Raw genomic sequence first — 25295 nt, 5'->3', positions numbered from 1 at the left:
TTGAATCTGCTGCATGCGAACGGAAGCGGCACCGGCGAACGGCCGACGTCACTTCCTGAGCGGGCAAGGGGGCGCCGCCGTATGCGGCGCCCCCGGCGGTGGGAGGTTATTTGCGGTAGCCGAGGTTCTTCAGTTCCTTTTCGGCCGTGTCCGCCATCTGGTCCAGGCCTTCGTCGGGGCCGACTTCGCCGGTCAGGATTCTGTAGAAGATCGGCGCGGTGGCTTCACGCACCTGGGCATGGAACGGATAGGGCGGCGCGCCGGCGAACAGTTTGCCGTCGTTCTTCAGCATGGTATAGTAGCCGCCGAGCTTGGCATCCATGTCCTTGACGCCGGGATCCTCATAGGTCGCGGTGTTGGTGATGCGCGGCGCGGCGACGGCCCAGCCGCTCTGGACCGAATCCTGGCCGATATATTGCAGGAAGAGCAGGGCGGCTTCCTTGTTCTTCGAGGTTACCGGCAGGCCGAAGGCGCCGCCGTCGTAATAGCCGATATAGCCCTTGCCGGATTCGGCATCGGCCATGACGCCGTCAGAGACGGGCGGCAGGGCCACGCCGACATTGTTGACTACCTTGGATTTGTCCGCGTCCGACGCGATCCAGGCGGCGTTTTCGCCATAGACCAGGCCTTGGGCGGCGCGGCCGGCGGCAAAGGTGCTGGCGACTTCCGTCCAGGTGCTGGCGGCCGATTCCGGCGGGGCGATGTCACGCAGGTGCAGCCAGTATTTCAGCGCCGCCTTCGACTTGTCGCTGTTCATCGTGCCGCCATTGGCGACGGAAGCGGCATAATTGTTCTTGGCGTCGATGCCCCAGTTGTAGACGCCGAAGGTCGGCGCGACGGATTCGAAGAATTCGTACCAGGATGCCGGGTGGCCGGTATGCGCCTGGGCGGTGGTGCCCCAGAGATCCATGCCATTGGCCTTGCCGTATTCGGTGAAGAATTCAGCGATCTGGGTATAGTCCTCATGCGTCTTGGCGGGCGCCAGATCCTTGCCGGTCTTGGCCTTGAAAGCGTCCTTGATCTTCGGATCGTCGAACAGATCCTTGCGGTAGAGATAGATTTTGATGAAGGCTTCCATCGGAACGCCGAACAGGTCGCCGTTCTCGCCCTTGAAGTAGTTGGCGAAGGTGGTGAAATGCGACTCGTCGTAATCCGGCGCCTTCAGGGACGGATCGTCTTTCAGCGACTTGGTGATGTCGACCAGGAAGTTGCGGGCAAGATAGGCGTAGATGATGTCCTGCTCGATATAGACCATGTCATAGATGCCGGTCTTGGCTTCCATGTCCTTGATGGCCTTGTCGTACATCTGGTCCCAGGACGTGGTTTCGATCTCAACCTTGATGCCGGTCTTCTTTTCGAATTCGGGCGCGAGAACATCCTTGATGTAGTTGGACGGCGGCGTGCTTTCGGTGACGCCATGCAGGGTGACGCCCTTGAACTTCGCCCCGGCATCCGACCAGAAGTCGGCAAAGGCCGGCACGGTGCTGGCCATCAGGCCGGCGATCAGCGCTGCTGCGCCGAATTTCAATCTTACGTTCATCACTTTCCTCCCAGGGATAAAGATAAAGATTGAGACGGCTGTCCCGCGTTCTCCTCTAAAATCGCGGGCCGCCAGACATCCCGCGGCCCCTCTCGGCCGGATGTCCTGCATTCTCTCTAGCCGATATATCGCCGCCTGGCAATATTTGTTGTGCAAACTTTCAAATATTGCCAGTGCATAAATTTCGGCTTGAATTTGTAGTGCCGCCGAACAGGTGGCCGGAATTCGCTTCTCAGTTGCAGTTGATATAATCTGCGCACCATCTGCGCGATATGATCGGTTTAATCCCTGTTTTTCTGCTGCGTTGCGGCATCGGTGGGCACGAGAATGGCGAGGTGGGAATTTCCCAGGCATTCGGTTCCGATAATCTTGACAAGCCAGATCAAAAGTATTTTGTTGCTTTTGGCATCAAATATGGTTTTTTGGGGAGGGAAGCATGGCAAGGCTCGGCATTCATTCATTCGTCTGGACGGACGGGGCGACCGAGGACTCCTTGATCGCGGCCATGGAAAAATCGGCCGCCTGCGGCTATCGCCTGATCGAACTCGCCTATCTCAAACCGGAAAAGTTCAATCTCGACCGCCTCGGCCAGCGGGCAAAATCGCTCGATCTCGATATCGCCGTGACCATGGGCCTGCCGCCGTCCGGCGACGTATCGAGCGAGGACGGCGATGCGGTGAAGCGCGGTGAGGCGATCCTGGCCGATGCGGTGCAGGCGGTGCGCGATATCGGCGGCTCCAAGCTTGGCGGCATCCTCTATTCGGCCCACACGAAGTATGCGCGCGTGCCGACCGATCGCGGCCGCAAGAACAGCATCGCCGCCATCGCCAAGGCCGGCGACATCGCCCAAAAAGCTGGCGTCGACCTAGTGCTGGAGGTCGTCAACCGCTTCGAGACCAACCTGCTCAACACCACGGCGCAAGGCCTCGACTTCATCAGGCAAACCGGTTCGGAGAGCGTGCGCCTGCATCTCGATACCTTCCACATGAACATCGAGGAGGCCAATCCGGCCGCCGCCATCCGCCTTGCCGGCGACAAGCTTGGCTATTTCCACATCGGCGAAAGCAATCGCGGCTATCTCGGTGACGGAACGATCAATTTCGACCTGATGTTCGACGCGCTGCTGGATATCGATTACAGCAGGGACATCACCTTCGAATCCTTTTCCAGCGCTGTGGTCGACGAGGGGCTGACGGTCGCCTGCGCCATCTGGCGCGACACCTGGACCGACAACAAGCCGCTGGCCGAGCACGCAAAACAGTTTATCGACCTCAAGATGGCCGAGGCCAAGCGTCGCCGCGCCACCAATGCGCGGCCCTGAAGAAGAGGATTGGCCTGTTGCGGAAAGGGCTGTAAACCGACCGTAACAGAAATACGCCGGCAGCGGCCGCGACGGTATCGCAGCCGTCGCGGGCGACATGCCAGCCGGACGCGGAACCCCGACCGTGAAAGAATTGACCCTTCTTGCAAGCTCGCCCCGAAAAATCCGCCAGACAAACGAGATCGCGGCGTTGCGGGCGTTGCACCGGGCGGACCGGCTCAGCAGAGCCGATCTCGCCCGTATCCTCAATCTCAACCGGTCCTCCTCCGGGCATATCATCGCCGAACTGACGGCGGCCGGGCTGGTGCGCGAGGTCAACGAGGAGAAGGCGGCGCGCCAGACCTATTCCCGCGCCGGCCGCCCCGGCGTCATGCTGGAACTGGTGCCGGATGCGGTGTTTTTCCTCGGCATCGAGATCGGCGTCGAGCATATCACCGCCACCGAAATCGACCTGCGCGCCGCCATCATCCGCACCCGGTCGGAGCCGTTCGACGGCCCGGCGCACGGTGTCGAGGAGGCAGTGCGGCATGCGATTGCACTCGCCTGTTCCGATCTGTCGCCCGACCGGCTGGAGCGCTGCGAAGGCATCGGCATCTCGACCCCGTCGCAGCTCAATCTCAACGGCACCATCCACTCGGCGCCGCTGCTCGGCTGGAAGAACGTCAACCTGATCGAGCTGGTGCGCCAGAGCCTGCCGTTCCAGATACCGCTGATGGTCGAGAACGACGCCAATGCCTTCGCCATCGGCGCCGGCTACGGCGATAGGCCCATTCATGCCGGCGTGACGCTGTTCGTGGTCATGGAAAGCGGCGTCGGCAGCGGCATTCTCGTCGACGGAATCCTGTTTCGCGGCGGCCATGGACTGGCCGGTGAAATCGGCCATATGCAGGTGGAGGGCGCACCGGCCAAGGGCCGCAACCTCGAGCAGATCGTTGGCCTGACCAATATTCTTTCGGAATATCGCACGGTCACCGGCCGGCGCGAGGCGACGTTTGAGGATTTTCTGGCCGATGTGCGCGATCGCGTGCCCGAGGCGGTGTCGATTGCCGAAAACTGGGCCAAGGCGCTGGCTTACGCGCTGGTCCAGACCTGTCGTGTCATCGATGCCGACCGCATCGTGCTCGGCGGCTCGGTGGCGCAACTCTACCCACTGGTCGCCGCTCGCCTTGCCGCCCATATGCAGGCGGCGCAGGATATGAATTTCCCGCTGCCGAACGTGCAGTTGAATGCCGAAGCGAATTTCGGCCCCGCCTTCGGCGCCGCCTGCATGTTGCATCAGCGCTACCTGTCGCTAGAAAGCAATCGCTTCAGCGAAGAAGACTGATCGCCTTCTCAATTTGTTGTGTGATGTGCAAAGCAGCATGGAATGTTGCTGTGCGATGGCGAAGTTGTGCGTTGCGGAACCGATTTTCTCACGCTTCTCGAAATGTTTCCAGATAATATGTTGCTTAAGGATACAATTATGTTTAGCATGATCGGTATTCGGAGGATAACCCGGTCGTTTGAGCTGATGTCGAGGCTGCCGTTGCCGTATTCGGCGGCGCTGGGCGTTGGCTTGTTGCGAGGGCTGCTTTTTTCAGAAGTGAACGGATGGGCGCAGACCAATCATTCGCCGGGCGCGGGCCGAGCCCTGACGCGCTGGGACCGACGATCACGATCGGGGAGATCCTCGTCGAGATCATGGCGGTCGAGCGGGGCAAAGGTTTTCTCGAGCCGATCGGACTGACCGGTCCCTATGCCAGCGGCGCGCCGGCGATCTTCATCGACCAGTGCGCGCGGGCCGGAGGGTCGGCCGGCATCGTCGCCTGCGTCGGCGACGACGATTTCGGCCGCATGAATATCGAGCGGCTGGCGCGCGACGGCGTCGACGTCTCGGCCATCGCCATCGATCGGGACTATCCGACCGGCAGCGCCTTCGTGCGCTACCGCGTGGACGGATCGCGCGATTTCGTCTTCAACATCGGCAAGTCGGCGGCGGCGCGGTTGTCGCTGACGCCGCAGGCGCGGGCGCTGATCGCGCGCGCCGGCCATATCCACATCATGGGCACCGCCTTCGCCATTCCAGTCGTCGCCGACATGCTGGAGGAGGCGGTGGGGGTTATCCGCTCGCGCGGCGGCAGCGTCTCGGTCGATCCGAACATGCGCAAGGAATTGCTGCAACATGGCCAGACGGCCGAACGCTTCGCGCGGGCGATTGCCGGCGCCGACCTGCTTCTGCCCTCCGGCAACGAACTGTTCCTCGCCGCCGGCGTCGAAGGCGATGAGACGGCGGCGGTTGAGGCGCTGTTTTCCAGAGGTGTGAGCGAGATCGCCATGAAGCGCGGCGAGCGGGGCGCAAGCGTGTTCCGCGCCGATGGAAGCCGCTTCGATTGCGCCGGCTTTGCCGTCACCGAGACCGACCCGACCGGGGCCGGCGATTGTTTCGGCGGCGCCTATGTCGCCTGCCGCCGGCTCGGCATGGCCCCGGACGAGGCGCTGGAATATGCCAATGCCGCCGGCGCCCGCAACGTCACGGCGCAGGGGCCGATGGAGGGCGCGGGGACGATTGCCGAACTCGACGCCTTCATCGCCTCGACGCGGAGGCGCACATGACCGGTTCCTCCCTGGGCGCTCTTGCTGGCCAATTTCGGCAGGGGCGCCCTAAACGGGGCATCGCCGCCATCTGCTCGGCCCACCCGCTGGTGCTGCGCGCCGCCATCGCCCATGCGGTGCGCGCGGGTACGGCGGTGCTGATCGAGGCGACCTGCAACCAGGTCAATCATCGCGGCGGCTATACCGGCATGCTGCCCGCAGATTTCGCCGCGCTCGTCCATGCGATTGCCGCTGACGAAGATCTTCCGCGTGAAAGGATTTTGCTCGGCGGAGATCATCTCGGCCCCAATCCCTGGCGTAAACAGGATGCGGAAAGCGCGATGCGCGAGGCGGAGGCAATGGTGACTGCCTATGTCGCCGCCGGCTTCACCAAGATCCATCTCGACGCCTCCATGGGCTGCGCCGGCGAGCCAGACGGGCTGGATGACGAAACCACGGCCCATCGCGCCGCCCGCCTTGCCGCCGCCGCTGAGAAAGCGGCCCGAAAACATGGCGTGACGCCGCCGGTCTATATCATCGGCACAGAAGTGCCGCCGCCGGGTGGCGCCGATCATGTGCTGAGCGTGATCGAGCCGACCGGCGCGGCGGCAGCGAAAAAGACCATCGATGTCCATCGCCGGGTGTTCGAGGCGGCAGGGCTCACCGATGCCTTCGCGCGCGTCATCGCGCTGGTGGTGCAGCCGGGTGTCGAATTCGGCAACGGGAACGTTATCCTCTATGATCGCGCCAAGGCCGCCTCCCTGTCCGAGGTGCTGGCGCGGGAGCCGCAATTCGTCTTCGAGGCGCATTCGACCGATTATCAGGGGCGGCCGCCGCTGAGAGCACTTGTCGAGGACGGGTTTTCGATCCTCAAGGTTGGGCCGGAACTGACCTTTGCGCTGCGCGAGGCGCTCTACGCGCTCGATCTCATCGCAAGCGATCTGGTCGAGGGGTATGGCGAGCGGCCGCTGTATCACGCGCTGGAAACGGCCATGATGTCCGAACCGGCGGACTGGAACCGCCATTATGGTGGCCCGCCGGCCGAGCAGCGGCTGCAGCGGCACTACTCCTATTCGGACCGCAGCCGCTATTATTGGGCGAAACCGCCAGTCCAGGTCGCCGTCGAGCGGCTGTTCCAGGCGCTTTCCGGGCATGTCGTGCCCGTGACGCTGCTGCGCCAGCATCTGCCGTCGCGGCTCGATCTCGCCGGGCAGCGGCTCGATCCGGCGGCGGTCGCGCAAGAGGCGGTCGAGCGGGTCGTCAAGGATTATCACGCCGCCTGCCACGGCGGCGACAAGCAACAGTGACCACAAGAGTTTTCGGGAGGAATTCATGGCGCTCAGCGATTTCAGACTGGATGGCAAAACCGCATTGATCACCGGCGGCAACCGCGGCATCGGCCTTGCGACCGCCCTGCAATTCGCCGAGGCGGGAGCGAAACTGGTTCTCACCGCCCGGCGGGAAAACCTGGAAGCCGACCGCTTGCTGAAAGAGGCCGGCGCCGACTACGTCTTCATTGCCGCCGATGCGACCGATCCGGCAACGCCGCAGCGACTGATCCAGTCGACGCTCGACAGATATGGCCGCCTCGATATTCTCGTGAACAATGCCGGCATCGCCGATCATGGCGCGACGCCCGATTTCGACGATGCACGGCTCGAACGCATGATCTCGACCAACGTCGTCCAGGTCTTCCGCTTCTCACGCGAGGCGGTGGCGCCGATGAAGGCGCAAGGCTCCGGCGTCATCCTCAATGTCGGCTCGATCTCCGGCCTGATCAGCAATATCCCGCAGATCCAGGCGGCTTATAACGCCTCGAAAGCGGCCGTTCACATGATGACCAAGAGCATGGCCAGCGAATTCGCCGAATTCGGCATCCGCGTCAATGCGCTCGCACCAGGCTATATCGAAACCGACATGACCGACGTGCGCCTGACCAACGAGGAGTGGAACCGCGTCTGGACGGCGGGCACCCCGATGGGGCGTTACGGCAAGCCGGAGGAGATGGCCAATGCCATCCTGTTCCTGTGCTCACCGGCATCGGGTTATTGCACTGGCACGGTCCTGGTCGCCGATGGCGGCTATGTGACCCGCTGACATCCGAAAACATCATTGCAAACCAGGAGGAAAGATCATGGCGGAATCGCTTGACGGCAAGGTGGTGGCCATTACCGGGGCGGCGGCCGGCATCGGCCTTGCCTGCGGCAAGGCCTGCGTCGAGGCGGGCGCGACGGTGTTTTTCATCGACCGCGACGAGGCGCAGTTGCAGGCGATCGCGGCGGAGCTGGGCGAAAAGGCAATTCCGCTGGTCGTCGATCTGCTCGATACGAGGAGCATGGATGGGATGATGCCGGCCATCCTCGCCCGCACCGGCCGTCTCGACGTCTTCCATGCGAATGCCGGAAGCTATATCGGCGGCGATCTGGTCGACGGCAATCCGGACGATTTCGACCGGATGCTGAACCTCAACGTCAATGCCGTCTATCGCACAGTGCATTCGGTGCTGCCGCATATGATCGAGCGCAAGACCGGCGATATCGTCGTCACCACCTCGGTCGCCGGCCATGAGCATATCGCCTGGGAGCCGGTCTATTCCGCCTCCAAGCATGCGGTGCTGACGCTGGTCTATACGCTGCGTCGCCAGCTCATCAAGCATGGCATCCGCGTCAGCTCGATTGCGCCGGGGCCTGTCATCACCGGTCTTCTGAAGGACTGGCCGAAGGAGAACCTCGAAAAGGCCAAGGCCAACGGCAGCCTGATCGAGCCTTCGGAAGTCGCCGAGGCCCTGATGTTCATGCTGACGCGGCCGCGCAACGTCAATATCCGTGATATCGTCATCCTGCCGGCCAGCCAGGATATCTGAGGCTTTTAGGAGATCATCATATGTCGTTTCAGAAGCGGTTCCAGGCCGAAGGGGAAGTGGCCGTCGTCACCGGTGGCGGCCGTAGCATCGGCCTGCAGACGGCCTTGGCGCTGGCGGAAGCCGGCGCCCATGTCGTCATCATCGAGCCGAAGGAAGAGATGGGCAAGGAGGGGCTGGATAGCCTGCTTGCCAAGGGCTTCAAGGCCGAGCTGATCGTCGGTGACGTCACCGATTCCGCCCGCATGACAGAGGTCGCCGATCATCTCGCCGCACGCGGCACACCGGCCACCATCCTCGTCAACAATGCCGGCATCGGAGAGAGCGGTACGCCCTCGGAAGCCGTCACCGACGAGCAATGGCTGCGGATGATGAACGTCAACATCAACGGCGTCTTCTGGTGCTCGCGCGCTTTCGGCAGCCATATGGTCAAGGCGAAGCGGGGGGCCATCGTCAATCTCGGCTCCATGTCCGGCACCATCGCCAACCGGCCGCAGCCGCAGACGCCCTACAACGTTTCCAAGGCGGCGGTACATCACATGACCCGCTCGATGGCGGCGGAATGGGCGCAATACAATGTTCGCGTCAACGCCGTCGCGCCCACCTATATCGAAACGCCGATGGTGAGCGCCAATCCCGCCAACAGGGACCGCATCGAGGGCTGGCTGCGCGATACGCCGATGGGCCGAATGGGCCAGGCCGACGAAGTCGCCGCCGCCGTGCTGTTCCTCGCCAGCGAGGCCGCCAGCCTGATCACCGGCGCCATCCTGCCGGTCGACGGCGGCTATACCTGCTGGTAAGGATGCCGCATCCGCTGGTCTTCCAGCGGGTGCAATCCTGCATTCGAGGGGCGGCATGAACGACGGACAGCCAAGCTATATCGTCGGGCTGGATTTCGGCTCGGAATCGGCGCGCGGCACCCTGCTCGACGCCGCGACCGGCGCCGAGGTGGCAATCCATATCGATGCCTACGCGCATGGCATCATGGATGCATGCCTGCCGAACGGCACGCCCTTACCGCCGGCCTGGTCGCTGCAGGATGCTGCCGATTATGTCGCCTCGGCGCGAACGATCCTGACGGCGCTGGGCAAGGGGCGACGCATCCTGTCGATTGGCCTCGATTTCACGGCCAGTTCGCCCTTGCCGGTGACGGCGGAAGGCACGCCGCTCTCGGTGTTGCACCCCGGCGCGCCGCACGCCTATGTCAAACTCTACAAGCACCAGGCCGCGCAAGTCCATGCGGAAGCGCTGAGTGCCGCCCATGCCGAGCGTTTCGCCCATTTCGGTGGACGCATTTCCGGCGAATGGCTGATCGCCAAGGCGGCGCAGATGCGCGCCGAGGCACCCGCGCTCTGGGGCGAGACCGCCCGCTTCATCGAAGGCGGCGACTGGATGGTCTGGCAATTGACCGGCCATGAGGCGCGCAGCTACGGCTTCGCCACCTACAAGGCGCAATATTCCCCTGAAACGGGCTATCCAGACGATCTCGTCGAAGGCCTTGGCGAACGGCTGGCGCCGCCTTTGCCGGTTGGGCAGGCGGCGGGCCTGTTGTCGCCGGCCTGGCTGGCGGAGACCGGTATTCTCGGCCCCTGCACGGTGGCTGTCGCCGTCATCGATTCGCATGTGGTTCTGCCGGCCGTCGGCGCGGTCGGTGGCGGCACGTTTGTCGGTGCGCTCGGCACCTCGGCCGCCTATCTGATGCTCAGTGAAAATTTCCAGCCGCTGCCACAGGGCATCGAGGGCGTGGCGCGGGACAGCTCGCTGCCGGGCCTGTGGTGTTACGAGGCCGGCCAGCCTTCCTTCGGCGATTGCCTCGGCTGGTTTGTGCGCCAATTTGCCGACGATGGTGATCTCGCATCCGGTTTTGCGCGCCTGAATGCCGAGGCGGAAGCCTTGCGTCCGGGGGAGGGACGGCTGCTTGCGCTCGACTGGTGGAACGGCAATCGCGTGCCGCATGGCGATGCCGCCTTGTCCGGCCTGCTGCTCGGCCTGACGCGCAAGACGACGCCGGCCGAAATCTACCGCGCCCTGATGGAAAGCCTCTGCTTCGGCGCCCGCCATGTCTTCGACCTGATGCTGTCGGGCGGCTTGCGCATCGAGCGCGTCCTGATGACCAGCGGCCTTGCCGAGCGCAATCCCTTCCTTGTGCAGATGATCGCCGATGTCTTCGCCCGCCCGGTGGAGGTGCCGGCGATCCGCAATACAACTTGCGTCGGCGCCGCCATCCATGGCGCGGTGGCCGCAGGGATCGTTGCCGATTTCCGGGAGGGGGCCGCCCGTTTTGGCGCGCGGGAATTTACCTGTTACATGCCAAGGCCCGAGGCTGTCGCGGTCTATGAACGGCTCTATGCGATTTTCCGACTGGTATCGGCGGATGCGACGCTGCGCGAGGCGATGCACGCGCTCGGCGCTCTGGACATGTGAGGGGAAAGACATGCTGATCGGAATCGATTGGGGCGGCACGAAGATCGAGGCCATCGCCATGGAGCGGGACGGACGCGAACTGGGGCGCCTGCGCCGCGATACGCCGCGCCACGACTATGCCGGTTGCATCCGCATGATCGTCGATCTGATCGGCGAACTGGAGGCGGCGACCGGCCGCATCGGCTCGATCGGCATCGGTATTCCCGGCAGCCTGGAGCCGGTCAGCCGACTCGGCAAGGGCGCAAGCTCCACCTGGCTGCTCGGCCAGCCGGTGGAGAAGGATCTGCGGAATGCAATCCGCCGCGATATTCGCGTCGAAAACGACGCCGATTGTTTCGCCGCCTCGGAAGCCGCCGATGGCGCAGGGGCCGGCTATAACGTCGTCTTCGCCGTCATTCTCGGTTCGGGCGCCGGCGCCGGCATTGCGATCAACGGTCGCGCCCATCACGGGCCGAACAACAGCGGCGGCGAATGGGGCCACAATCCGCTGCCCTTTCCCGATATCACCGAAATTCCCGGCCGCCCCTGCTATTGCGGCCGGCATGGCTGCATGGAAACCTGGGTCTCCGGCCGCGCCTTCGAGGCCGAATATGCCCGCCATACAAGCGAGGAGTTGAAGGCATGGCAGGTCGTCGAGAAGATGCGCGCTGGCGACCGGCTGGCGCGGATGCTCTGGGAGCGCTATGTTGATCGCTTGGCGCGCGGACTGGCGACAGTGGTCAACACACTCGATCCCGATATTCTGGTGATGGGCGGCGGCATGTCGAATGTCGAGGAGCTCTATGACGACCTGCCGCCGGCGCTGGCGCGGCGCACCTTCTCCACCGTCTTCCACACCCCGATCCGCCGCGCCTTGCACGGTGATTCCAGCGGCGTGCGTGGCGCCGCGCGCCTCTGGGCCTGATCCTTCCTCCCGCATTGAAAGATTTTTTCGACATGATTGAAAATTCCGCCCTTTCCGCCCGCTATGCCTTCGCGCTCGATCTCATCCGCGATGCCGGCGATCTGGCGCGCAGCTATTTTCGCAACCGCGATGCCCTGACGATCAAGAGCAAGGGCCTGCAGGATGTGGTCAGCGAGGCCGATCTCAACACCGAACTGCTGATCCGTGAACGGCTGGAAAAGCATTTTCCCGAGGATGCCTTCCTTGGCGAGGAGACCGGGCAATCTGCCTTCGCGCCGGAGCAGGGCATCTGGGTCGTCGATCCGATCGACGGCACCCAGCCGTTCGTTTCCGGCCTGTCGAGCTGGTGCGTCTCCATCGCCTTCGTGCAGCATGGCGAATTGCAATTCGGCATGGTCTATGCGCCGGAGCGTGACGAATTGTTTGCCGGCGGCATCGGTTTTCCGGCGACGTTGAACGGCGCGCCGGTCGGCGCCCACCCCGGCCGTTCCATTCGCGAGGGCATCGTCTGCTTCGGTTACTCCACCCGCCTGCCGGCTTCGGAATTCCTGCCGGCCTTTTCGCGCTTCATCGAGCGCGGCGGCATGTTTTATCGCGACGGATCGGGGGCGCTCGGCCTGTGTTATGTCGCGGCCGGCAGGCTGCTGGGCTATGCCGAACAGCATATCAATTCCTGGGATTGCCTCGGCGCCATCGCAGTCATCCACGCCGCCGGCTTGAAAACCAATGATTTTCTCGCCAATGAAGGTTTGACGAAGGGCAATTGGCTGGTCGCGGGCAATCAAGAGGTCTATGCCGAACTGGCCGATATCCTGCAGCGCTGAGCCATTCACAAAGCGGAAGACCCGATCTTGCAACAATCCATCTTTGATAAAACCTATGCGGCTTTCCTGTTCGATATGGACGGCACGCTTTTGAATTCCATCGTCGCGGCCGAGCGTGTCTGGGGCGTCTGGGCGCGCCGGCATGGCCTCGATGTGGCAGCCTTCCTGCCGACCATCCATGGCGTGCGGCCGGTGGATACCATCACCCGTCTCGGCCTTCCAGGCATCGATATCGCCAGTGAAGTCGATTGGGTCGAAACGGCCGAGCGCGAGGATGTCGAGGGCATCGTCCAGATCGACGGCGTCGTGACCTTCCTGAATTCGATTCCCGCGGATCGTTGGGCGATCGTTACCTCGGCGACAGCGGAACTGGCGCGGCGGCGCATGGCCGCCGCCGGCATTGCGTCGCCGCCCGCCATCGTCACCGGCGAGGACATCGTGAACGGCAAGCCCAATCCGGATTGTTTCCTGCTCGGCGCGAAGAAGCTTGGCGTCGCGGCGAGCGAATGCCTGATCTTCGAGGATGCGCCGGCCGGCATTCTCGCCGGGGAACGTGCCGGGGGCGACGTCGTTGTCATCACCGCCACCCACCATACGCCGGTGAAAACCGCACATCTGACGATTCCCGACTATACCGGGGTCGGCGTCGCCGTCCAGGACGACGGCCGGCTGCGGCTGGTGCGGCGCTAAACTTCAGGTCTGGCCGCGAAAGGCCTTCTCGATGGCGGGCAGGTCCAGCTTGATCATCGTCAGCATGGCCTGCGCCGCCCGTTGCGCGGCGTCGCGATCCGGGCTGGAGATCATATCGGAAAGGCCGCGCGGAACGATCTGCCAGCAGAGGCCCCAGCGGTCGCGCAGCCAGCCGCATTGTTCGGCCGTGCCGCCATTGTCGAGGAAGGCCGACCAGATGCGATCGACCTCCGCCTGGCTGTCGAGCAGCACGGCGATGGAGAAGGCATGGTTGAACGGATCGAGCGGCCCGGCCTGCATGGCGACGAATCGCTGGTCGCCAAGGGTGAATTCGATGATCTCGACGCTGCCCGGCGGCCCCGCCGGCGATTCCGCCGGAATATCCGTGGAGCGCCCGATGGCGCTGTCCGGAATCACTGAAGTGTAGAATTCGACGGCGTCGCGCGCGCCCTCGGCAAACCAGAGATGGGAGGCGATACGGGTCATCAGGGGCTCCTTTCGGTGTCGCTCTTTCCCAAGGACGCGGCAGCCGCGCCGGCGCCGACATTGCGCTTGCGAATTTTTTCGCCGGGAACCGGTTTGTGCGTCCCTTCCAAACGCCGCTTTGTGTAGACTGGCGCGACCCGTCAACCAGGTAATCTTATGACCACCGACCCCGATTTCACCCTGCGCCCGGTCCTGCGTATCGATTTTCCCCCGGAACAGCGGTTGGGCCATGGCAAGATGCGGCTGCTGGAACTCATTCGGGAAACGGGCTCGATTTCCGCCGCAGGGCGCGCCATGGGCATGTCCTATCGCCGTGCCTGGCTGCTGGTCGACGAGATGAACCGGATGTTCAGCCGGCCGGTGGTCGAATCGCAGCGCGGCGGCAAGCAGGGGGGCGGTGCCGAGGTCAGCGCTTTCGGCGCGGAACTGCTGTCGCGCTTCCGGGCGATGGAGCGACGTTTTGCCGCGCTGGCCGCCGAGGATCTGGACTGGCTGGAGCGCAACCGCCGGGCGATTTCATGAGATTTTCGGGACGGGCCGGGTAGGAACGCCGATCGCCCGCATGACGGGAAGCGGCCTGCCATTGCGCAATAGCGGGACATTGCTCCATTTTCGCTGATTAAAATTTTGTTAATCCGGCGATTGTGGCAGCTTTCGTCAAAATTCGGTCCGAAAGCGAGACGAACCATAAAGTTGCGCAACCCTGATACCGCAATCTACCCAACAAAAGTTGATTGGACCGATAACCTCGGCTAATGGTTGCGATGAAATTAAATGATTGCCGACTCCATGGTGGACCGGCGACAACCTAGCAAGGAGCGCAGTCGTGAAAAGCCAGCCTCACAATGTCGATATCCAGGTCGGCAAGAAAATTCGCAACCAACGGATGATCAGCGGCATTTCCCAGTCGGAACTGGGGGATCGCATCGGTGTGACCTTCCAGCAGATCCAGAAGTATGAAAAGGGCGCCAACCGCGTCAGCGCCAGCCGTCTCGTCGAGATCGCCAATGCGATGAGCATCGACGTGCGCAGTTTCTTCGACGAATTCGACGCCAGCGCTTCGAGCAACGACAACCAGGCCGCCAAGGACGAGTTCGTCGTGTCGCGCCAGGGGCTTCAGCTTAACGCGGCTTTCCTCTCCATCAAGAACGAAGCGGTTCGCACGCGCCTGCTCAAGCTGGTTCAGGAAATCGCGCATTCGGAAGCCGGCACGTCGCGCGACGCCGACTGACCATTCCAATGCCAGGAAACGAAGGCCGGACTCGACCCTCCGCGCGCTTCGTCACGTTGGCTATCGACGAACAACTCAAAGCCTTTGCAGACCTGACGCGCCATGCATCGTCAGACGATGCATGGCGTCATGCGTCATGCCGAACGACCGTGATCGTCGCGCGCCCATGTTCCTTGGAGAGACGGGCTTTTTCGCGCATGGCCGCGTTCAGCTTGGCATCGGCATCCTTTTCGAGCGCCAGCCCTTCCCAATCGACGACGGTCTGCATCAGCGCCATGTTGGACAGGTGCAGCACATTCTTCAAGCCGAGGGCCTTGGCTTCCTCCTGCGCGGCTGACAGCAGCCGGTGCAGACGTGCATAACGTACATCCTTGTTACATCGGGATTCGACGCCCATTTCACACCCTTCTTCCACCCCGTGACACATCTATCCCGTCACAGGTCCAGAATGAACGATGGGGCGTTACACGACCGTTACAGGGCTGGCTGGAGACGATTTGCAATGACTTCGGAGCGTAGCATTTCCCAATGCGACGTGGCCATGAAGTTCCAATCCGTCCTTTGGGCGACGCTTGTGTCTGCCGCCAGCCAATCGAGCACGGCCAGCGCATCGGCACGCTTGCGCTCGATCCTGCCTTGGCGAATCGCCTGCAACAGGGCGCGGCCACGCTGCTCGTTCTCGAAGGCGCATTCGCGGATGACGCGCGGATAGGTGCGCTCGGAAAAGTGCAGTACACGACCGGTCATCAGCATTCTTTGCCACTCGCGCGCGGTCATATGGCCCTCGCTGTGCATCTTTTCCATGGTCGGCTCGAAATCCACCCAGGGAATGGAAAGTGGCGTCCAGTTCATCTCGGCCGGCCCGTGGACCAGTGCCACCGCCTCGTCGTCCATCAAGGCGCCGCTGGCATAATCCTCGTAGATGCCGCCGATGCCAACCATGCCGAACGGGCTGCATTCGGCGGCGCGCAGCGCCCCCATGCTGGCGCCGCCGCCGATGGCGATGCCCTGCTCCAGCGCATAAAGGATCTCCTTGTGCCAGACGGAGGGCAGGTCGCCGAAATAACCATCGACCAGACCGATGGCGCTCGCTCCATCCTCGGCGGCGCGCAGGATGTCGCCGCAGGCGGCCGGCGCCCGGAATTCGACATCCGAATGAATTTCGCGCTGGCGGCCGATGTCGTTGCCGAGGCTTGGACCGACGAAGACAACCTTCATTGCTGGCTCTCCTTGAGCACATGCACGGCGCGCAAGCCGAGCTGGATATTGTCGCCGACGATCTCGACCTCGAGACCCGGCACGATGACGCGCACGACCGAGACGGGGAAATCCGGAGAGGACAGCGGTACGGCAATCACCTGCTCGATGCCGTGACGCGTGAGGCTACGCACGATCTGCTGGATGGTTGCCTGCACGGCGGCGGGGCGGCGTTCGAAACGTTCCAGCGGGAAGGGCAAGGCGCGATATTCGCGCAGTCCGATCAACTGCTGCATGGAGGAATCGCCGTCGAGCCGCTGGTAGATGCGCGGTGAAAAATCGTCGCGGCTGCCGGCGATCGCCGTCAGCCTGCTCTGCGCCGCCTCGGTGATGGCGCGCAACGCGGCGCGCACCGGATCGGGATGGCAGCCGCAACCGCCGCAGACCTGCGACCAGCGCGCATCGACCCGCTGCGGCATGTTTTGCGGCACGATGACGGCGAGGATGGCGGGCACGCCGATATCCGTGGTCATGTCGACCAGCAGCAATTCCATGCCGGCGCGGGCAATGCGCTGGCTGAATACGTCGATGAGTGGATCGCGCAGGCTTTCCGGATCGATGCGGGCATCCTGCAGCCGTTCCCAGGCGCGCAATTGCGTCAGCGCCCAGGCATCGCGCTCGACCAACTCGCAAAGCCCGTGCAATACCGCTTCGGCCGGACTATTGCCGGAGGCGAGGCCATCGCTCGATTGTTCGAAACCCGCCGGACGAATGCCGCGATGATCGAGGCCGACAAGCCACCAGGGCACCATGACCTCGGATTGCGACACGAGATCGTAGCCGGCGACCCACGGGATCGGGTCTGTGGAAATGTCGGAGGGAACGCAGCGTGCCACCGAATCGAGATCGATGGTGGCGGAGGCGGCGCGCATATCGGCGACGCTCGCCATGCGCAGGTCGGCCGGCGCCAGTTCGGCGATGCGGGTTTCCAGGGCTTCCATCGCGGCCGAGGCCATGGCTGCCTCGTCGTCGATGCCCTTGCCCTGGAAGACCGAGAGCGTGTGGCTGTTGGGCCGCGTCGCGAAGGCGACGGGGATTCCGATGGTATCGAGACCCGTCAGCAGGCCGACCCGCGTGATGCCGAGTGCGGGGAAGAGCGGCCGGATGCGGGACAATGTCTGCCCAGGCGCGATGGCGCGGTCATGATAGGCATTGTAGCCGGCATGGCAACCGGCGAGATCGACCGCGAGAGTCTCCAGCGCCTTACGGGCAGACATTGTCAAGCTCTCAGCGGAAACGGACAGCGTGAACGATGTTCGACGTTGCGTTGGAGTCGACGGTCACGGTCTGCTGTTTCAGGATGGCCTGCGCGGCGGGAGAAAGACGGACGGTCTGTGCGGTTTCAGTGATCTTCATGATCGTCTCCTGAGGTTCGGGCCGCCTCTTGGGTGAGGCAGGAAGAGATGATCATGGGGGGCGTCACCCCTGCGTGACAGCGACGTTGACGGTTAAGGTCAAGGCGCTATGAATCGGTATGCGGTTTGACGTGGGCGGTGTCACAGAAAGACGCGCGGTAATTTTTATCGCCAAGACATATTATAAAACAAGCGCTTAGTGCGGGGAACGCGCAACCCGCCTCAGTTCAGGCCAGCGCGATTGAGGCCTTCGATGAGCAAGCGGGTGTAGCCGGGATCACGGTCCGGCACGAAATGCCACAAATGCTCGGTACGGAAATCCGGGAAATTCTCCAGCACGATCTGAGCGTAACGGTTCGCCTGCTGCAGGTCGCCGATCATGGCGTAGGAGGCGGCGAGCAGTCGCGCCGTCGCCGGTTTGCTGCGCACCGGCTCCAGCGCTTCCAGCGCCTTGGCGTAATTCTGCTGCACATAATAGATGCCGCCGAGTTGCCAGTAATAATGGTCCGAGGGCAGCGGATTGAGGCGGAAGGCGGAGAGACTGAGTTCCAGCGCCCGGTCGAGCTGGCCGTCATGCGAGAGCGCATCGGCGTGGTCGGCGAGGATGTCGGCGTCGTTGGGGCTCAGTTCCTGCGCATGCTGGTAATAGGCGAGGCTTTCCTCGAAGCGGCGCTGGTAGAGCGAGATATGGCCGAGCTCACGGAAGACGCGGCCGTTGTTCGGGTCGGTCTCGCGCGCCTGCAGGGCGGCATCCTTGGCCTTGTCGAGCAGGTCGCGATCACGCATGAAGCGCACCACCCATTCCAGCGAGGTGGCGCGGGCAATGCCGGCATGGGCAGGCGCGAAACTGTCGCAGCGTTTCAACGAGGCCTGGAAGAACTGGCGGGCCTTGCGCAGCAGCGGCAACTCGGTCTTGGCCAGCAGCCGTTTGCCCTCCAGATAGAGGCGATAGGCGGTCGGCGAAACGTCGACCGGCTGCAGCAGTTCCTCGCGCTCGATGCGATCGGTGAGGCACAGCACGATGCGGCGCGACAGCTGCGCGAAGGAATCGTTGATATGGGCAAGGCCAAGCGAGAAATCATGCGCCCAGAGCACCGAGGAATCCGACAGCTTTGTCAGCCGGCATGTGGCGTAGACATCCTCTTCGCCGCCGCGGATCGTCACGTAGACGGAATAGTCGAAGGTGAGCTCCGGGGCTGCCGCCGCCGGATCGATGGCGCGGCTGAGAAGCTCCAGGCTGGTATGGGCGGCAATGATCTTGAAGCCGCGCTGCTGGCCGAGACGGATGGTCAACTCTTCCAGCAGCGTATGGCCGATGCGGCCGAGTACGCCGTCGTTCAGCACCGCCTGCGGCGGCAGGATGACGATGCGCGGCTCACCTGCATGCTCGACGGGCAGGAAATCCGGACGGATCATCGGCTCGATGGCGCGGGCATGGCTGACGACACCGAGGCGTTCGGCCATCGCCCGCGTGGCCGGCTCCGGCTCGGCGCCGTAGTCGTCGCGCAGGCGATCGACACATTGCTGGTAGATTTTGCGCGCCGCGGATGTCTCCTTCTTGCGGCCATAGGCGAACATCAGCGACCGGACGGCGCTTTCCTCGGCCGGGTCGATATCCAGCAGGCGACCGCCGAGGAAGAGAAGGTCCGCGTCGCTGAGCGCATCGGCGTCATCGAGCGTTTCGCGCAGCAGATGCACGCGGCGCTCGGACAGGCGGTCACGCTCGAAGCGCAGCCATTCCTCGGCGCCATGCGTCTCGAGATTGGCGCCTTCGAGAAGCTCACCCTGCAGCAGTGGCCAGAATTGCGGCGCCAGCGGCGGCCTCGCGGTAGAGAGATCGATGAGATCGACGTTCCAGGCGCTGAGATTAAGGCGGATTTCATTGCGGTCGTTGACGAGCAGCGGCGGCAAATCCTGGCCGAGCCGCTGGTCGATGCGCGAAAGCAGCTGTCGCAGGCTACCGGCGCGGCGCTCGGCCGATTCCGCCTGCCAGATCAGCCGGCGCACGACATCGCGATCGAGACGCGCTTCCGGCGCCACCGCCAGCATGGCCAGCAGCAGATAGGCTTTTTCCGGCAGGGCGATGTCGCCATGATCACGCGCGACCAGCCGCGGCCGCCCGATCAGGGCGACGCGCAGCTGTGCGCTCTCGGCAGGATTCCGGCTGCTCAGGTCATCTCTCCGCACGGGGTTTCACATCCGTCGCTACCGCTTCGTCACATGCTTCTTTCCCCTAGCATGAATGGGGCTATCGAGTCTTGAGCTGGAGAAGGTGAAGTTTATCCGTTTTGCGTAAATCCGTATTAGCCTAAAGTCTAATTTCGAAAGGCAGAGATGGCGGCGTGACAGGCGCGGGAAAATTGCCTGCACGGCCCTTCCGCGCCGGAAGCGCAGCGGCTGACGCGCGCGCCTTCCAGCAGCATGGCAAGTGTATTGGCCAGAAGATCCGGGTCGCGGCTGCCGGCGTCGGCGCACAGATCCACGAGGCGACGATGCTGGGCCGCCTTCACCTGCTCTATGACGGCATGAGCGGGATGGTCGGTTTCCTTCAGCTCGACGGCGGCGTTGCTGAGGTCGCAGCCATGCGGTTCGTCCACCAGCGAGGCGGCGCGCAATTCTACCCAGGCCAGCAGGCGGGCCTGCGAATCGTCGGGAAAATCCGCCGTCAGTTTTTCCCAGAAGGCGGCATGGCGATCCGAGATGCATTTCAGTGCCTCGCAGATCAGCTCGTCCTTGGAGCCGAAATGGCGATAGAGCGTCATCTTATTGGTGTCGGCGGCCTCGGCGATGGCCTCCACGCCGGTGGCGCGGATGCCGTTTTCGCGAAACAGCGTGCAGGCGGCGGAAACGATGCGCTCGCGCGGACGAGTTTTGCCGCCGTTCGCATTTCCGGCCAATTCTTCCGTCACAACGGGATTCGTAATTTTCGAACTGCGTATTGACATCGACGTGACCGATCGGTAACAAATGTAAATGTTACTTACCGGTAACTCCTATTTGCCTATTTTGTCAAGTTCCGGAGCCATGTGACAAACCGCCCCGTCGACTGAAAAGAGGATTAACCGCCATGCAGCAGCCTTACGAAGATCTGACATTGTCCGAAGCCCTGCGCGATCCGATGATTCTGGCGGTCGCGCATGCGGATGGGGTCACCACGGTCGAGCTCGGCCGTATGCTTCATTCCGCCGCCAAGCGGTTGCGTGCGCCTCGCGCCCGGTCGGACGAGACGTCCACCCATCGTTTCCCGGGTCAGGCCGAAACGGCGCCTCTTCCGGTGTCCGTGCTGCGTTCGTCGCCGCCAGTCTCGCAGTGCTGCGGCTTCTTTTGACGGATGCTTCAGCGCGCTGACGGGCTGAGCGCGGAGAAAACAACGAAACTGACAACAGCGATGATCGCCATGGCCGGAATGACCGTGCCGAAGGCGATCAGCGGCAGGCCGATCGCGGCGGCACAGACGCCGCCGATGAAACCGCCGCCATCTGCAGAAATCCCATCATCGCCGAGGCGGAGCCGGCGATCTCGGAGAAGGGATAGAGCGCGATGGTCGTCATATGCGGCACGAGGAAGGCGATCCCGAAACTGAGGAATGCCACCGGTCCCATGATCGACAGATAGGACGGCGTGATCATCTGCGCCGAGGCCGCCATCATCAAGCCGCCGGCCAGCACGAAGGCCAATCCCACCTTGACGGAGCGTTCGCCGCCGAGACGCGGCGATACAAACCGCAGCATCACCGAGCCGAGGAAATAGCTGCCGGTCTGCATCAGCATGCCCATGCCGAAGGCGGTCGGCGTGAGGCCGACCAGCTTGATGAGGATGAAGGGCAGCATCGTCGCCTGCGCATAGAGCGCACCGACCGAGCCGGTCAACACCAGCGAAGCGGCGACGAAGCGCGGATCGCGGATCAGGATGCCATAGGCGCTAAACAGTGGGCCGGGCAAGATACGCCGAGGATCGGGCTTGCCCGTTTCGCGCATGAAGACCAGGACGGAAAGCCCGGTCAGCAGGCCGAAGCCAACCAGCAGGAAAAAGATCGACTTCCAGCCGAGAGCAGCGAGTGCCAGACCGCCGATGGTCGGGGCGAATGCCGGGCCGATCGCCAGCATGATTCCGATCAGGTTCATGATCCGCGACGCTTCGACACCGACGAACTGGTCGCGGACGATGGCGCGGGCGACGGTGATGCCGACCGAGGCGCCGATGCCCTGGATGAGACGGCCGGCCAGCAACCAGCCGACATCCGGCGCAAAGGCGGCGAGCAGGCTTCCGATGATATAGATGCCGACGAAGGCAAGCGTGGCACGGCGGCGGCCAAAGGCATCCGATGCCGGCCCGGCCAGAAGCTGGGCGACCGAGAAGCCGGCGAAATAAATCGACAGAGTCAACTTGATCGTCGCATCGCTGGTGCCGAAAGCACGCACCAGCTCCGGCATGGCAGGCGTATAGACCGACATGGAAATCGGCCCGAGCGTCGCCATCAGCGCGCCGATCATGCTCGTGCGCCGCTCGCTCATGCGGGTTTTGACTGCGGGCTGTGCCAAGAGGAAATTCCGGCGATAGCGGGAGGCGCGGACGCGTGGCGATGCCATAGGCCAGCCGCGATGCAAGGTCAATCGTCAGGCAGGCTTGTCGCCCGTCGCCGCCCGCGCGGTCGCCAATCCGGCCGCCACGCTGGCGCCCAGAAACATCGTATCGCTGGCGAGGATGAAGAAGCTGATGCCCTTGCTGCGCCAGGCGGCGATATCGTCGGGGGCGGGGCGGAAGATGCCGGCGATGCGGCCGGCGTCGGTGGCGGCCGACGCAATAGTGACGATTGCCGCTTGCAGCAATTCGCGGCCCTCCGGCCCGAGCGCGCCGATGGAAACCGAGAGATCGCCAGGGCCGATGAAGATCACGTCGATGCCCTCGACGGCGGCGATCTGGGAAATATTGGCAAGGCCTGCCGCCGTTTCCACCTGGATGGCGAGCAGTACGGTGCGATTGGCCGATTCCAGATAGTCGGGAATGCGATAACCATAGGCCGCCGCGCGGCCCGGGCCGACGCCGCGCGCGCCTTGCGGCGGGTAGCGGGTGGCGGTGACAGCGGCTTGCGCTTCGGCGACGGTGGAGACGCGCGGCACGAGGACTCCGGCCGCGCCCGCATCCAGCGCCGCCGCGATCTGTTCCGGCGCATGGCCGGGTACCCGCACGAGCATCGGCACGCCATGGACGTCGCCGGCGCGGATCAGATCCTCCAGCCGCTCGCGGCCGATCTGGGCGTGCTCGGCGTCGATGCAGAGAAAATCCGGACCGGCGGCCGCCGTCACCTCAATGGCGACGGGATGGGGAATCGCGGCGAAGGAGCCGATCAGCGTTTCGCCTGATAGGATCCGCTGTCTCATATTCGATGTCATCTCCGCCCCTCCCAGAATTCGTGCGGAAAGTTTAAGCTTAAATAAATCCGGTTTCAAGCGCCGGTCTCGTCTTCCTCAGCAGGGGCGGCGGTCGGTGCGCCGTCTTCGGGCTCGATGCGGTTCAACAGGCCGGCATCTTCGAGATGCTCGATATCGGGCAGGTCGCGCAAGGTCGCGAGGCCGAACGCGGAGAGGAAAGCTTGCGTGGTCACATAGGTGAAGGGCGCGCCCGGCGTCGGGCTGCGCGGGCCGGTCTGGATATAGCCGGCCTGCCGCAGCGACGCGATGGAATCGCGACTGACCTCCTTGCCGAGGATTTTCGAGAGTTCGCCACGGGTGACCGGCTGGAAATAGCCGATGGCGGCGAGCACGGTCGCCTCCTGCCGGCTGATGTCCGGTGTTTCGCGGGTGGGAGCTTGCGAGGCCTTGATGACGACGGCATAGGCCGGCCGCGTGCGATACTGCCAGCCGCCGGCGACCGCGACGATTTCATAGGGTTTTCCGCGCAGTTCGGCGGAAATATCCTCGATCAGCAGGTCGATGCTGCAGGTGCTGCCGACGACGCGGGCGATGGTTTCGCGCGAAACCGGCATGGCGGAGGCGAGATCACCGCTTCGGCGCGGCGCATCCATTCCCGCCAGCGCTGGTCCGGCGGCAGGTCGTCCAGTTCGGTGTCGAGCGTGCCGTCGCCTCGCGGTTTGCGTGCCATCTCAGAAACCGGTGATCAACTCGATGCGTGAGCCATCCGAGAAGCGCGACAGGCGGAAGGGCGCGGGATCGACCACCGGCGGGCGGGCGGTGACCAGATCGGCCATCAAGCGGCCGGCGCCCGGGCCGATGCCGAAACCATGGCCGGAAAAACCGGTGGCGATGTGGAAACCCGGAAACGCATCGACGGTGGAAATCACCGGCACCGCATCCGGCGTCACATCGATCATGCCGCCCCAATGCTGGGCGATTTCGGCTTTCTCGAAGATCGGGAAGGCGGCCTGCAGGTGTTTGAACGCGCCATTGGCCAGCGCCAGATCCGGCATCGGGTCGAGTACCCGCGTCGCCTCGAAGGGGCTGGGGCGATCCATCGCCCAGCGGCGTTGCAAACGGGCTTCCTCAAGGAAGCGCTTGCCGAGGCGCAGGCGCAGCGAGCGCCACTCGCTTTTCAGCGCCGGCAGGAAATTCAGCGCGTAGCGAAAACTGTCGGGGACGATATCGACGATGTTCTCATGGCCGGATGCGATAGTATAGCCGCCATCCTGGCGCTTGCGGAAGGCGAAGTCGTTGGCCCACATTGCCTCTTCCGGCCCGCCGGCCAGCGGTTTGGTGCGCAGCACGGAGTTCAGCACCTTCAATTGCGGCAGGCGGATGCCAAGGCTGCCGGCAAACAGGCTGGACCAGGCGCCGCCGGCCAGAACCACCGCGCTGCAGGCGATGGAGCCGCGCTCGGTCACCACGCCGCAGACGCGGCCGCCAGCCGTTTCGATGCCGCGCACGGCGCATTGCGTCAGAATGACGGCTCCCTTTTCACGGGCGAATTCGGCAATGGCGGGGGCCGCTTTCTGTGGCTCGGCGCGACCGTCGATCGGGGTCAGCAACCCGCCCCTGACGGTCATGCGCGAGCCGGGAAACAACGTGCGGAATTCTTTTGCATCCATCATCCGCGTTTCGATCTGGTAGCCGTCGAGATTCTGGCGCCAGCGGTCCTGCGCTTCGAAATCCTTGTCCGTCGCGCAGGAAAAGACGATGCCGGCCCTGGTATAGCCGGTGTCGCGGCCTATGCGGGCGTCCAGCGTTTCCCAGATGCGCAGCGCCTCGGCCATCAGCGGCACTTCGCGCGGATCGCGCATCGAGATGCGCACCCAGCCCCAGTTGCGGCTGGATTGTTCCTGGCCGATGCCGCCCTTTTCGCACAGCGCCACCGAGACGCCGCGCTCGGCCAGTTCCAGCGCCGTCGAAACGCCGATGATACCGCCGCCGATGACGACGACATCGACTTTCCGGGGCAGGGCGGCATCGCCTTGGACGGGAACGACGGTGGGACCGGGCATGAAAAACCTCAGAGAAACGAAGCATCTCTCCGAGGCTTAACGAGGAAGAGCCGCCGATGCAATCGCAGCGGCGGTCGTTCGGAAATCAGGCGGTGGTCCGCTTCTGGCCGTGGCGCAGCAGCATGCCGTAGAGGTCGCGCGGCTCGTCGGGATCGGCGAGCAGGTCGAGCGGCTGGTGGACGTTGCGGCCGACCAGCTTGTCGCGGACGTAACGCAGCGCGGAGAAATCTTCCGTGGCGAAGCCGACGCTGTCGAACAGGGTCACTTCGCGGTCGTCCGCGCGCCCCTTGGCCTTGCCAGCGATGACCTGCCACAGTTGCTCGACCGGATAATCGCCGGGAAGCTGCTGGATTTCGCCTTCGATGCGGGTCTGCTCGGGATATTCGACGAAGATGCG

General features: G+C 63.7%; 24 protein-coding genes and 3 pseudogenes. 14 read left to right on the top strand and 13 right to left on the bottom strand.

Annotated features, from left to right (window positions below; genetic code table 11):
* Positions 1-106: 106 nt before the first annotated feature.
* Complete coding sequence (locus P7F60_RS15365; protein WP_277918853.1) at positions 107-1492, bottom strand: extracellular solute-binding protein; 1386 nt, start codon at positions 1490-1492, stop codon at positions 107-109.
* A 484-nt stretch (positions 1493-1976) separates the two neighbouring features.
* Here P7F60_RS15365 and P7F60_RS15360 point away from each other — a divergent pair, with 484 nt between their 5' ends.
* The 11 genes from P7F60_RS15360 (at position 1977) to P7F60_RS15310 (ending at position 13134) form a co-directional block, all read left to right on the top strand.
* A complete protein-coding gene (locus tag P7F60_RS15360; protein ID WP_277918614.1) occupies positions 1977-2861 on the top strand; it encodes a sugar phosphate isomerase/epimerase in 885 nt (294 codons plus the stop codon).
* Between the two features lie 124 nt (positions 2862-2985).
* Positions 2986-4185 (top strand): ROK family transcriptional regulator, encoded by a 1200-nt coding sequence (locus P7F60_RS15355; protein ID WP_277918613.1) that lies wholly within the window; start codon positions 2986-2988, stop codon positions 4183-4185.
* A gap of 266 nt (positions 4186-4451) precedes the next feature.
* Complete coding sequence (locus P7F60_RS15350) at positions 4452-5453, top strand: sugar kinase (protein ID WP_277918612.1); 1002 nt, start codon at positions 4452-4454, stop codon at positions 5451-5453.
* Entirely contained in the window at positions 5450-6739 is a 1290-nt protein-coding gene (locus P7F60_RS15345) for a D-tagatose-bisphosphate aldolase, class II, non-catalytic subunit (protein WP_277918611.1), read from the top strand. Before P7F60_RS15350 ends, P7F60_RS15345 begins: the two co-directional genes overlap by 4 nt.
* Before the next feature lie 25 nt (positions 6740-6764).
* Complete coding sequence (locus P7F60_RS15340) at positions 6765-7529, top strand: SDR family NAD(P)-dependent oxidoreductase (protein WP_277918610.1); 765 nt, start codon at positions 6765-6767, stop codon at positions 7527-7529.
* 37 nt (positions 7530-7566) lie between these two features.
* Positions 7567-8295, top strand: a complete 729-nt coding sequence (locus tag P7F60_RS15335) for an SDR family oxidoreductase (protein ID WP_277918609.1) — start codon at positions 7567-7569, stop codon at positions 8293-8295.
* Positions 8296-8315: 20 nt separating this feature from the next.
* Positions 8316-9092: a glucose 1-dehydrogenase gene (locus tag P7F60_RS15330; protein WP_277918608.1), complete on the top strand. Its 777-nt coding sequence runs from the start codon at positions 8316-8318 to the stop codon at positions 9090-9092.
* Positions 9093-9147: 55 nt separating this feature from the next.
* Positions 9148-10716: an FGGY-family carbohydrate kinase gene (locus P7F60_RS15325; protein ID WP_277918607.1), complete on the top strand. Its 1569-nt coding sequence runs from the start codon at positions 9148-9150 to the stop codon at positions 10714-10716.
* Between the two features lie 10 nt (positions 10717-10726).
* Complete coding sequence (locus P7F60_RS15320) at positions 10727-11620, top strand: ROK family protein (protein ID WP_277918606.1); 894 nt, start codon at positions 10727-10729, stop codon at positions 11618-11620.
* 32 nt (positions 11621-11652) lie between these two features.
* Positions 11653-12444, top strand: coding sequence for an inositol monophosphatase (locus P7F60_RS15315; RefSeq protein WP_277918605.1), 792 nt, complete (start codon positions 11653-11655; stop codon positions 12442-12444).
* Between the two features lie 24 nt (positions 12445-12468).
* Positions 12469-13134: an HAD-IA family hydrolase gene (locus P7F60_RS15310; RefSeq protein ID WP_347276872.1), complete on the top strand. Its 666-nt coding sequence runs from the start codon at positions 12469-12471 to the stop codon at positions 13132-13134.
* A 3-nt stretch (positions 13135-13137) separates the two neighbouring features.
* Here P7F60_RS15310 and P7F60_RS15305 read toward each other — a convergent pair whose 3' ends face one another.
* Positions 13138-13620: a VOC family protein gene (locus tag P7F60_RS15305; RefSeq protein WP_277918604.1), complete on the bottom strand. Its 483-nt coding sequence runs from the start codon at positions 13618-13620 to the stop codon at positions 13138-13140.
* Between the two features lie 156 nt (positions 13621-13776).
* Here P7F60_RS15305 and P7F60_RS15300 point away from each other — a divergent pair, with 156 nt between their 5' ends.
* Both P7F60_RS15300 and P7F60_RS15295 read left to right on the top strand, forming a co-directional pair.
* Positions 13777-14142, top strand: a complete 366-nt coding sequence (locus P7F60_RS15300; protein WP_277918603.1) for a winged helix-turn-helix domain-containing protein — start codon at positions 13777-13779, stop codon at positions 14140-14142.
* 304 nt (positions 14143-14446) lie between these two features.
* Complete coding sequence (locus P7F60_RS15295; protein WP_277918602.1) at positions 14447-14851, top strand: helix-turn-helix transcriptional regulator; 405 nt, start codon at positions 14447-14449, stop codon at positions 14849-14851.
* A 127-nt stretch (positions 14852-14978) separates the two neighbouring features.
* Here P7F60_RS15295 and P7F60_RS15290 read toward each other — a convergent pair whose 3' ends face one another.
* From P7F60_RS15290 to P7F60_RS15265, 6 genes are all read right to left on the bottom strand, one after another.
* Positions 14979-15248, bottom strand: a complete 270-nt coding sequence (locus P7F60_RS15290) for a hypothetical protein (RefSeq protein WP_277918601.1) — start codon at positions 15246-15248, stop codon at positions 14979-14981.
* Between the two features lie 77 nt (positions 15249-15325).
* The gene (locus P7F60_RS15285; RefSeq protein WP_277918600.1) at positions 15326-16069 is read right to left on the bottom strand and encodes a TfuA-like protein; all 744 of its coding nucleotides are present in this window, start codon (positions 16067-16069) and stop codon (positions 15326-15328) included.
* Positions 16066-17325 (bottom strand): YcaO-like family protein, encoded by a 1260-nt coding sequence (locus tag P7F60_RS15280; RefSeq protein WP_277918599.1) that lies wholly within the window; start codon positions 17323-17325, stop codon positions 16066-16068. The genes P7F60_RS15285 and P7F60_RS15280 overlap by 4 nt, the downstream gene beginning before the upstream one ends.
* Before the next feature lie 10 nt (positions 17326-17335).
* Entirely contained in the window at positions 17336-17464 is a 129-nt protein-coding gene (locus P7F60_RS15275; RefSeq protein ID WP_277918598.1) for a hypothetical protein, read from the bottom strand.
* Between the two features lie 221 nt (positions 17465-17685).
* Positions 17686-19650: a BTAD domain-containing putative transcriptional regulator gene (locus P7F60_RS15270; protein ID WP_277918597.1), complete on the bottom strand. Its 1965-nt coding sequence runs from the start codon at positions 19648-19650 to the stop codon at positions 17686-17688.
* Positions 19651-19778: 128 nt separating this feature from the next.
* Positions 19779-20372 (bottom strand): TetR/AcrR family transcriptional regulator, encoded by a 594-nt coding sequence (locus P7F60_RS15265; RefSeq protein WP_277918596.1) that lies wholly within the window; start codon positions 20370-20372, stop codon positions 19779-19781.
* A 158-nt stretch (positions 20373-20530) separates the two neighbouring features.
* Between P7F60_RS15265 and P7F60_RS15260 the strand changes: the two genes are divergently transcribed.
* Positions 20531-20791, top strand: coding sequence for a hypothetical protein (locus P7F60_RS15260; RefSeq protein WP_277918595.1), 261 nt, complete (start codon positions 20531-20533; stop codon positions 20789-20791).
* Positions 20792-20799: 8 nt separating this feature from the next.
* Here P7F60_RS15260 and P7F60_RS15255 read toward each other — a convergent pair.
* The 5 genes and pseudogenes from P7F60_RS15255 to P7F60_RS15235 all read right to left on the bottom strand — a co-directional run.
* Positions 20800-21977, bottom strand: a pseudogene (locus P7F60_RS15255) (multidrug effflux MFS transporter).
* A gap of 102 nt (positions 21978-22079) precedes the next feature.
* On the bottom strand, positions 22080-22844 hold the full coding sequence (locus P7F60_RS15250; protein WP_277918594.1) for an aldolase/citrate lyase family protein: 765 nt from the start codon (positions 22842-22844) through the stop codon (positions 22080-22082).
* A gap of 65 nt (positions 22845-22909) precedes the next feature.
* Positions 22910-23565 (bottom strand): annotated as a pseudogene (locus P7F60_RS15245) (SMC-Scp complex subunit ScpB).
* 1 nt (position 23566) lies between these two features.
* A complete protein-coding gene (locus P7F60_RS15240) occupies positions 23567-24898 on the bottom strand; it encodes an FAD-binding oxidoreductase (RefSeq protein WP_277918593.1) in 1332 nt (443 codons plus the stop codon).
* A gap of 85 nt (positions 24899-24983) precedes the next feature.
* Positions 24984-25295 (bottom strand): annotated as a pseudogene (locus P7F60_RS15235) (ornithine cyclodeaminase); the annotation flags it as partial.

It is taken from the genome of Rhizobium sp. YJ-22 (genome assembly GCF_029601685.1).
GTDB lineage: Bacteria > Pseudomonadota > Alphaproteobacteria > Rhizobiales > Rhizobiaceae > Metarhizobium.
The sequence above is the reverse complement of the archived record's forward strand: the minus strand, read 5'-3'. Positions and strand labels throughout refer to the sequence as shown.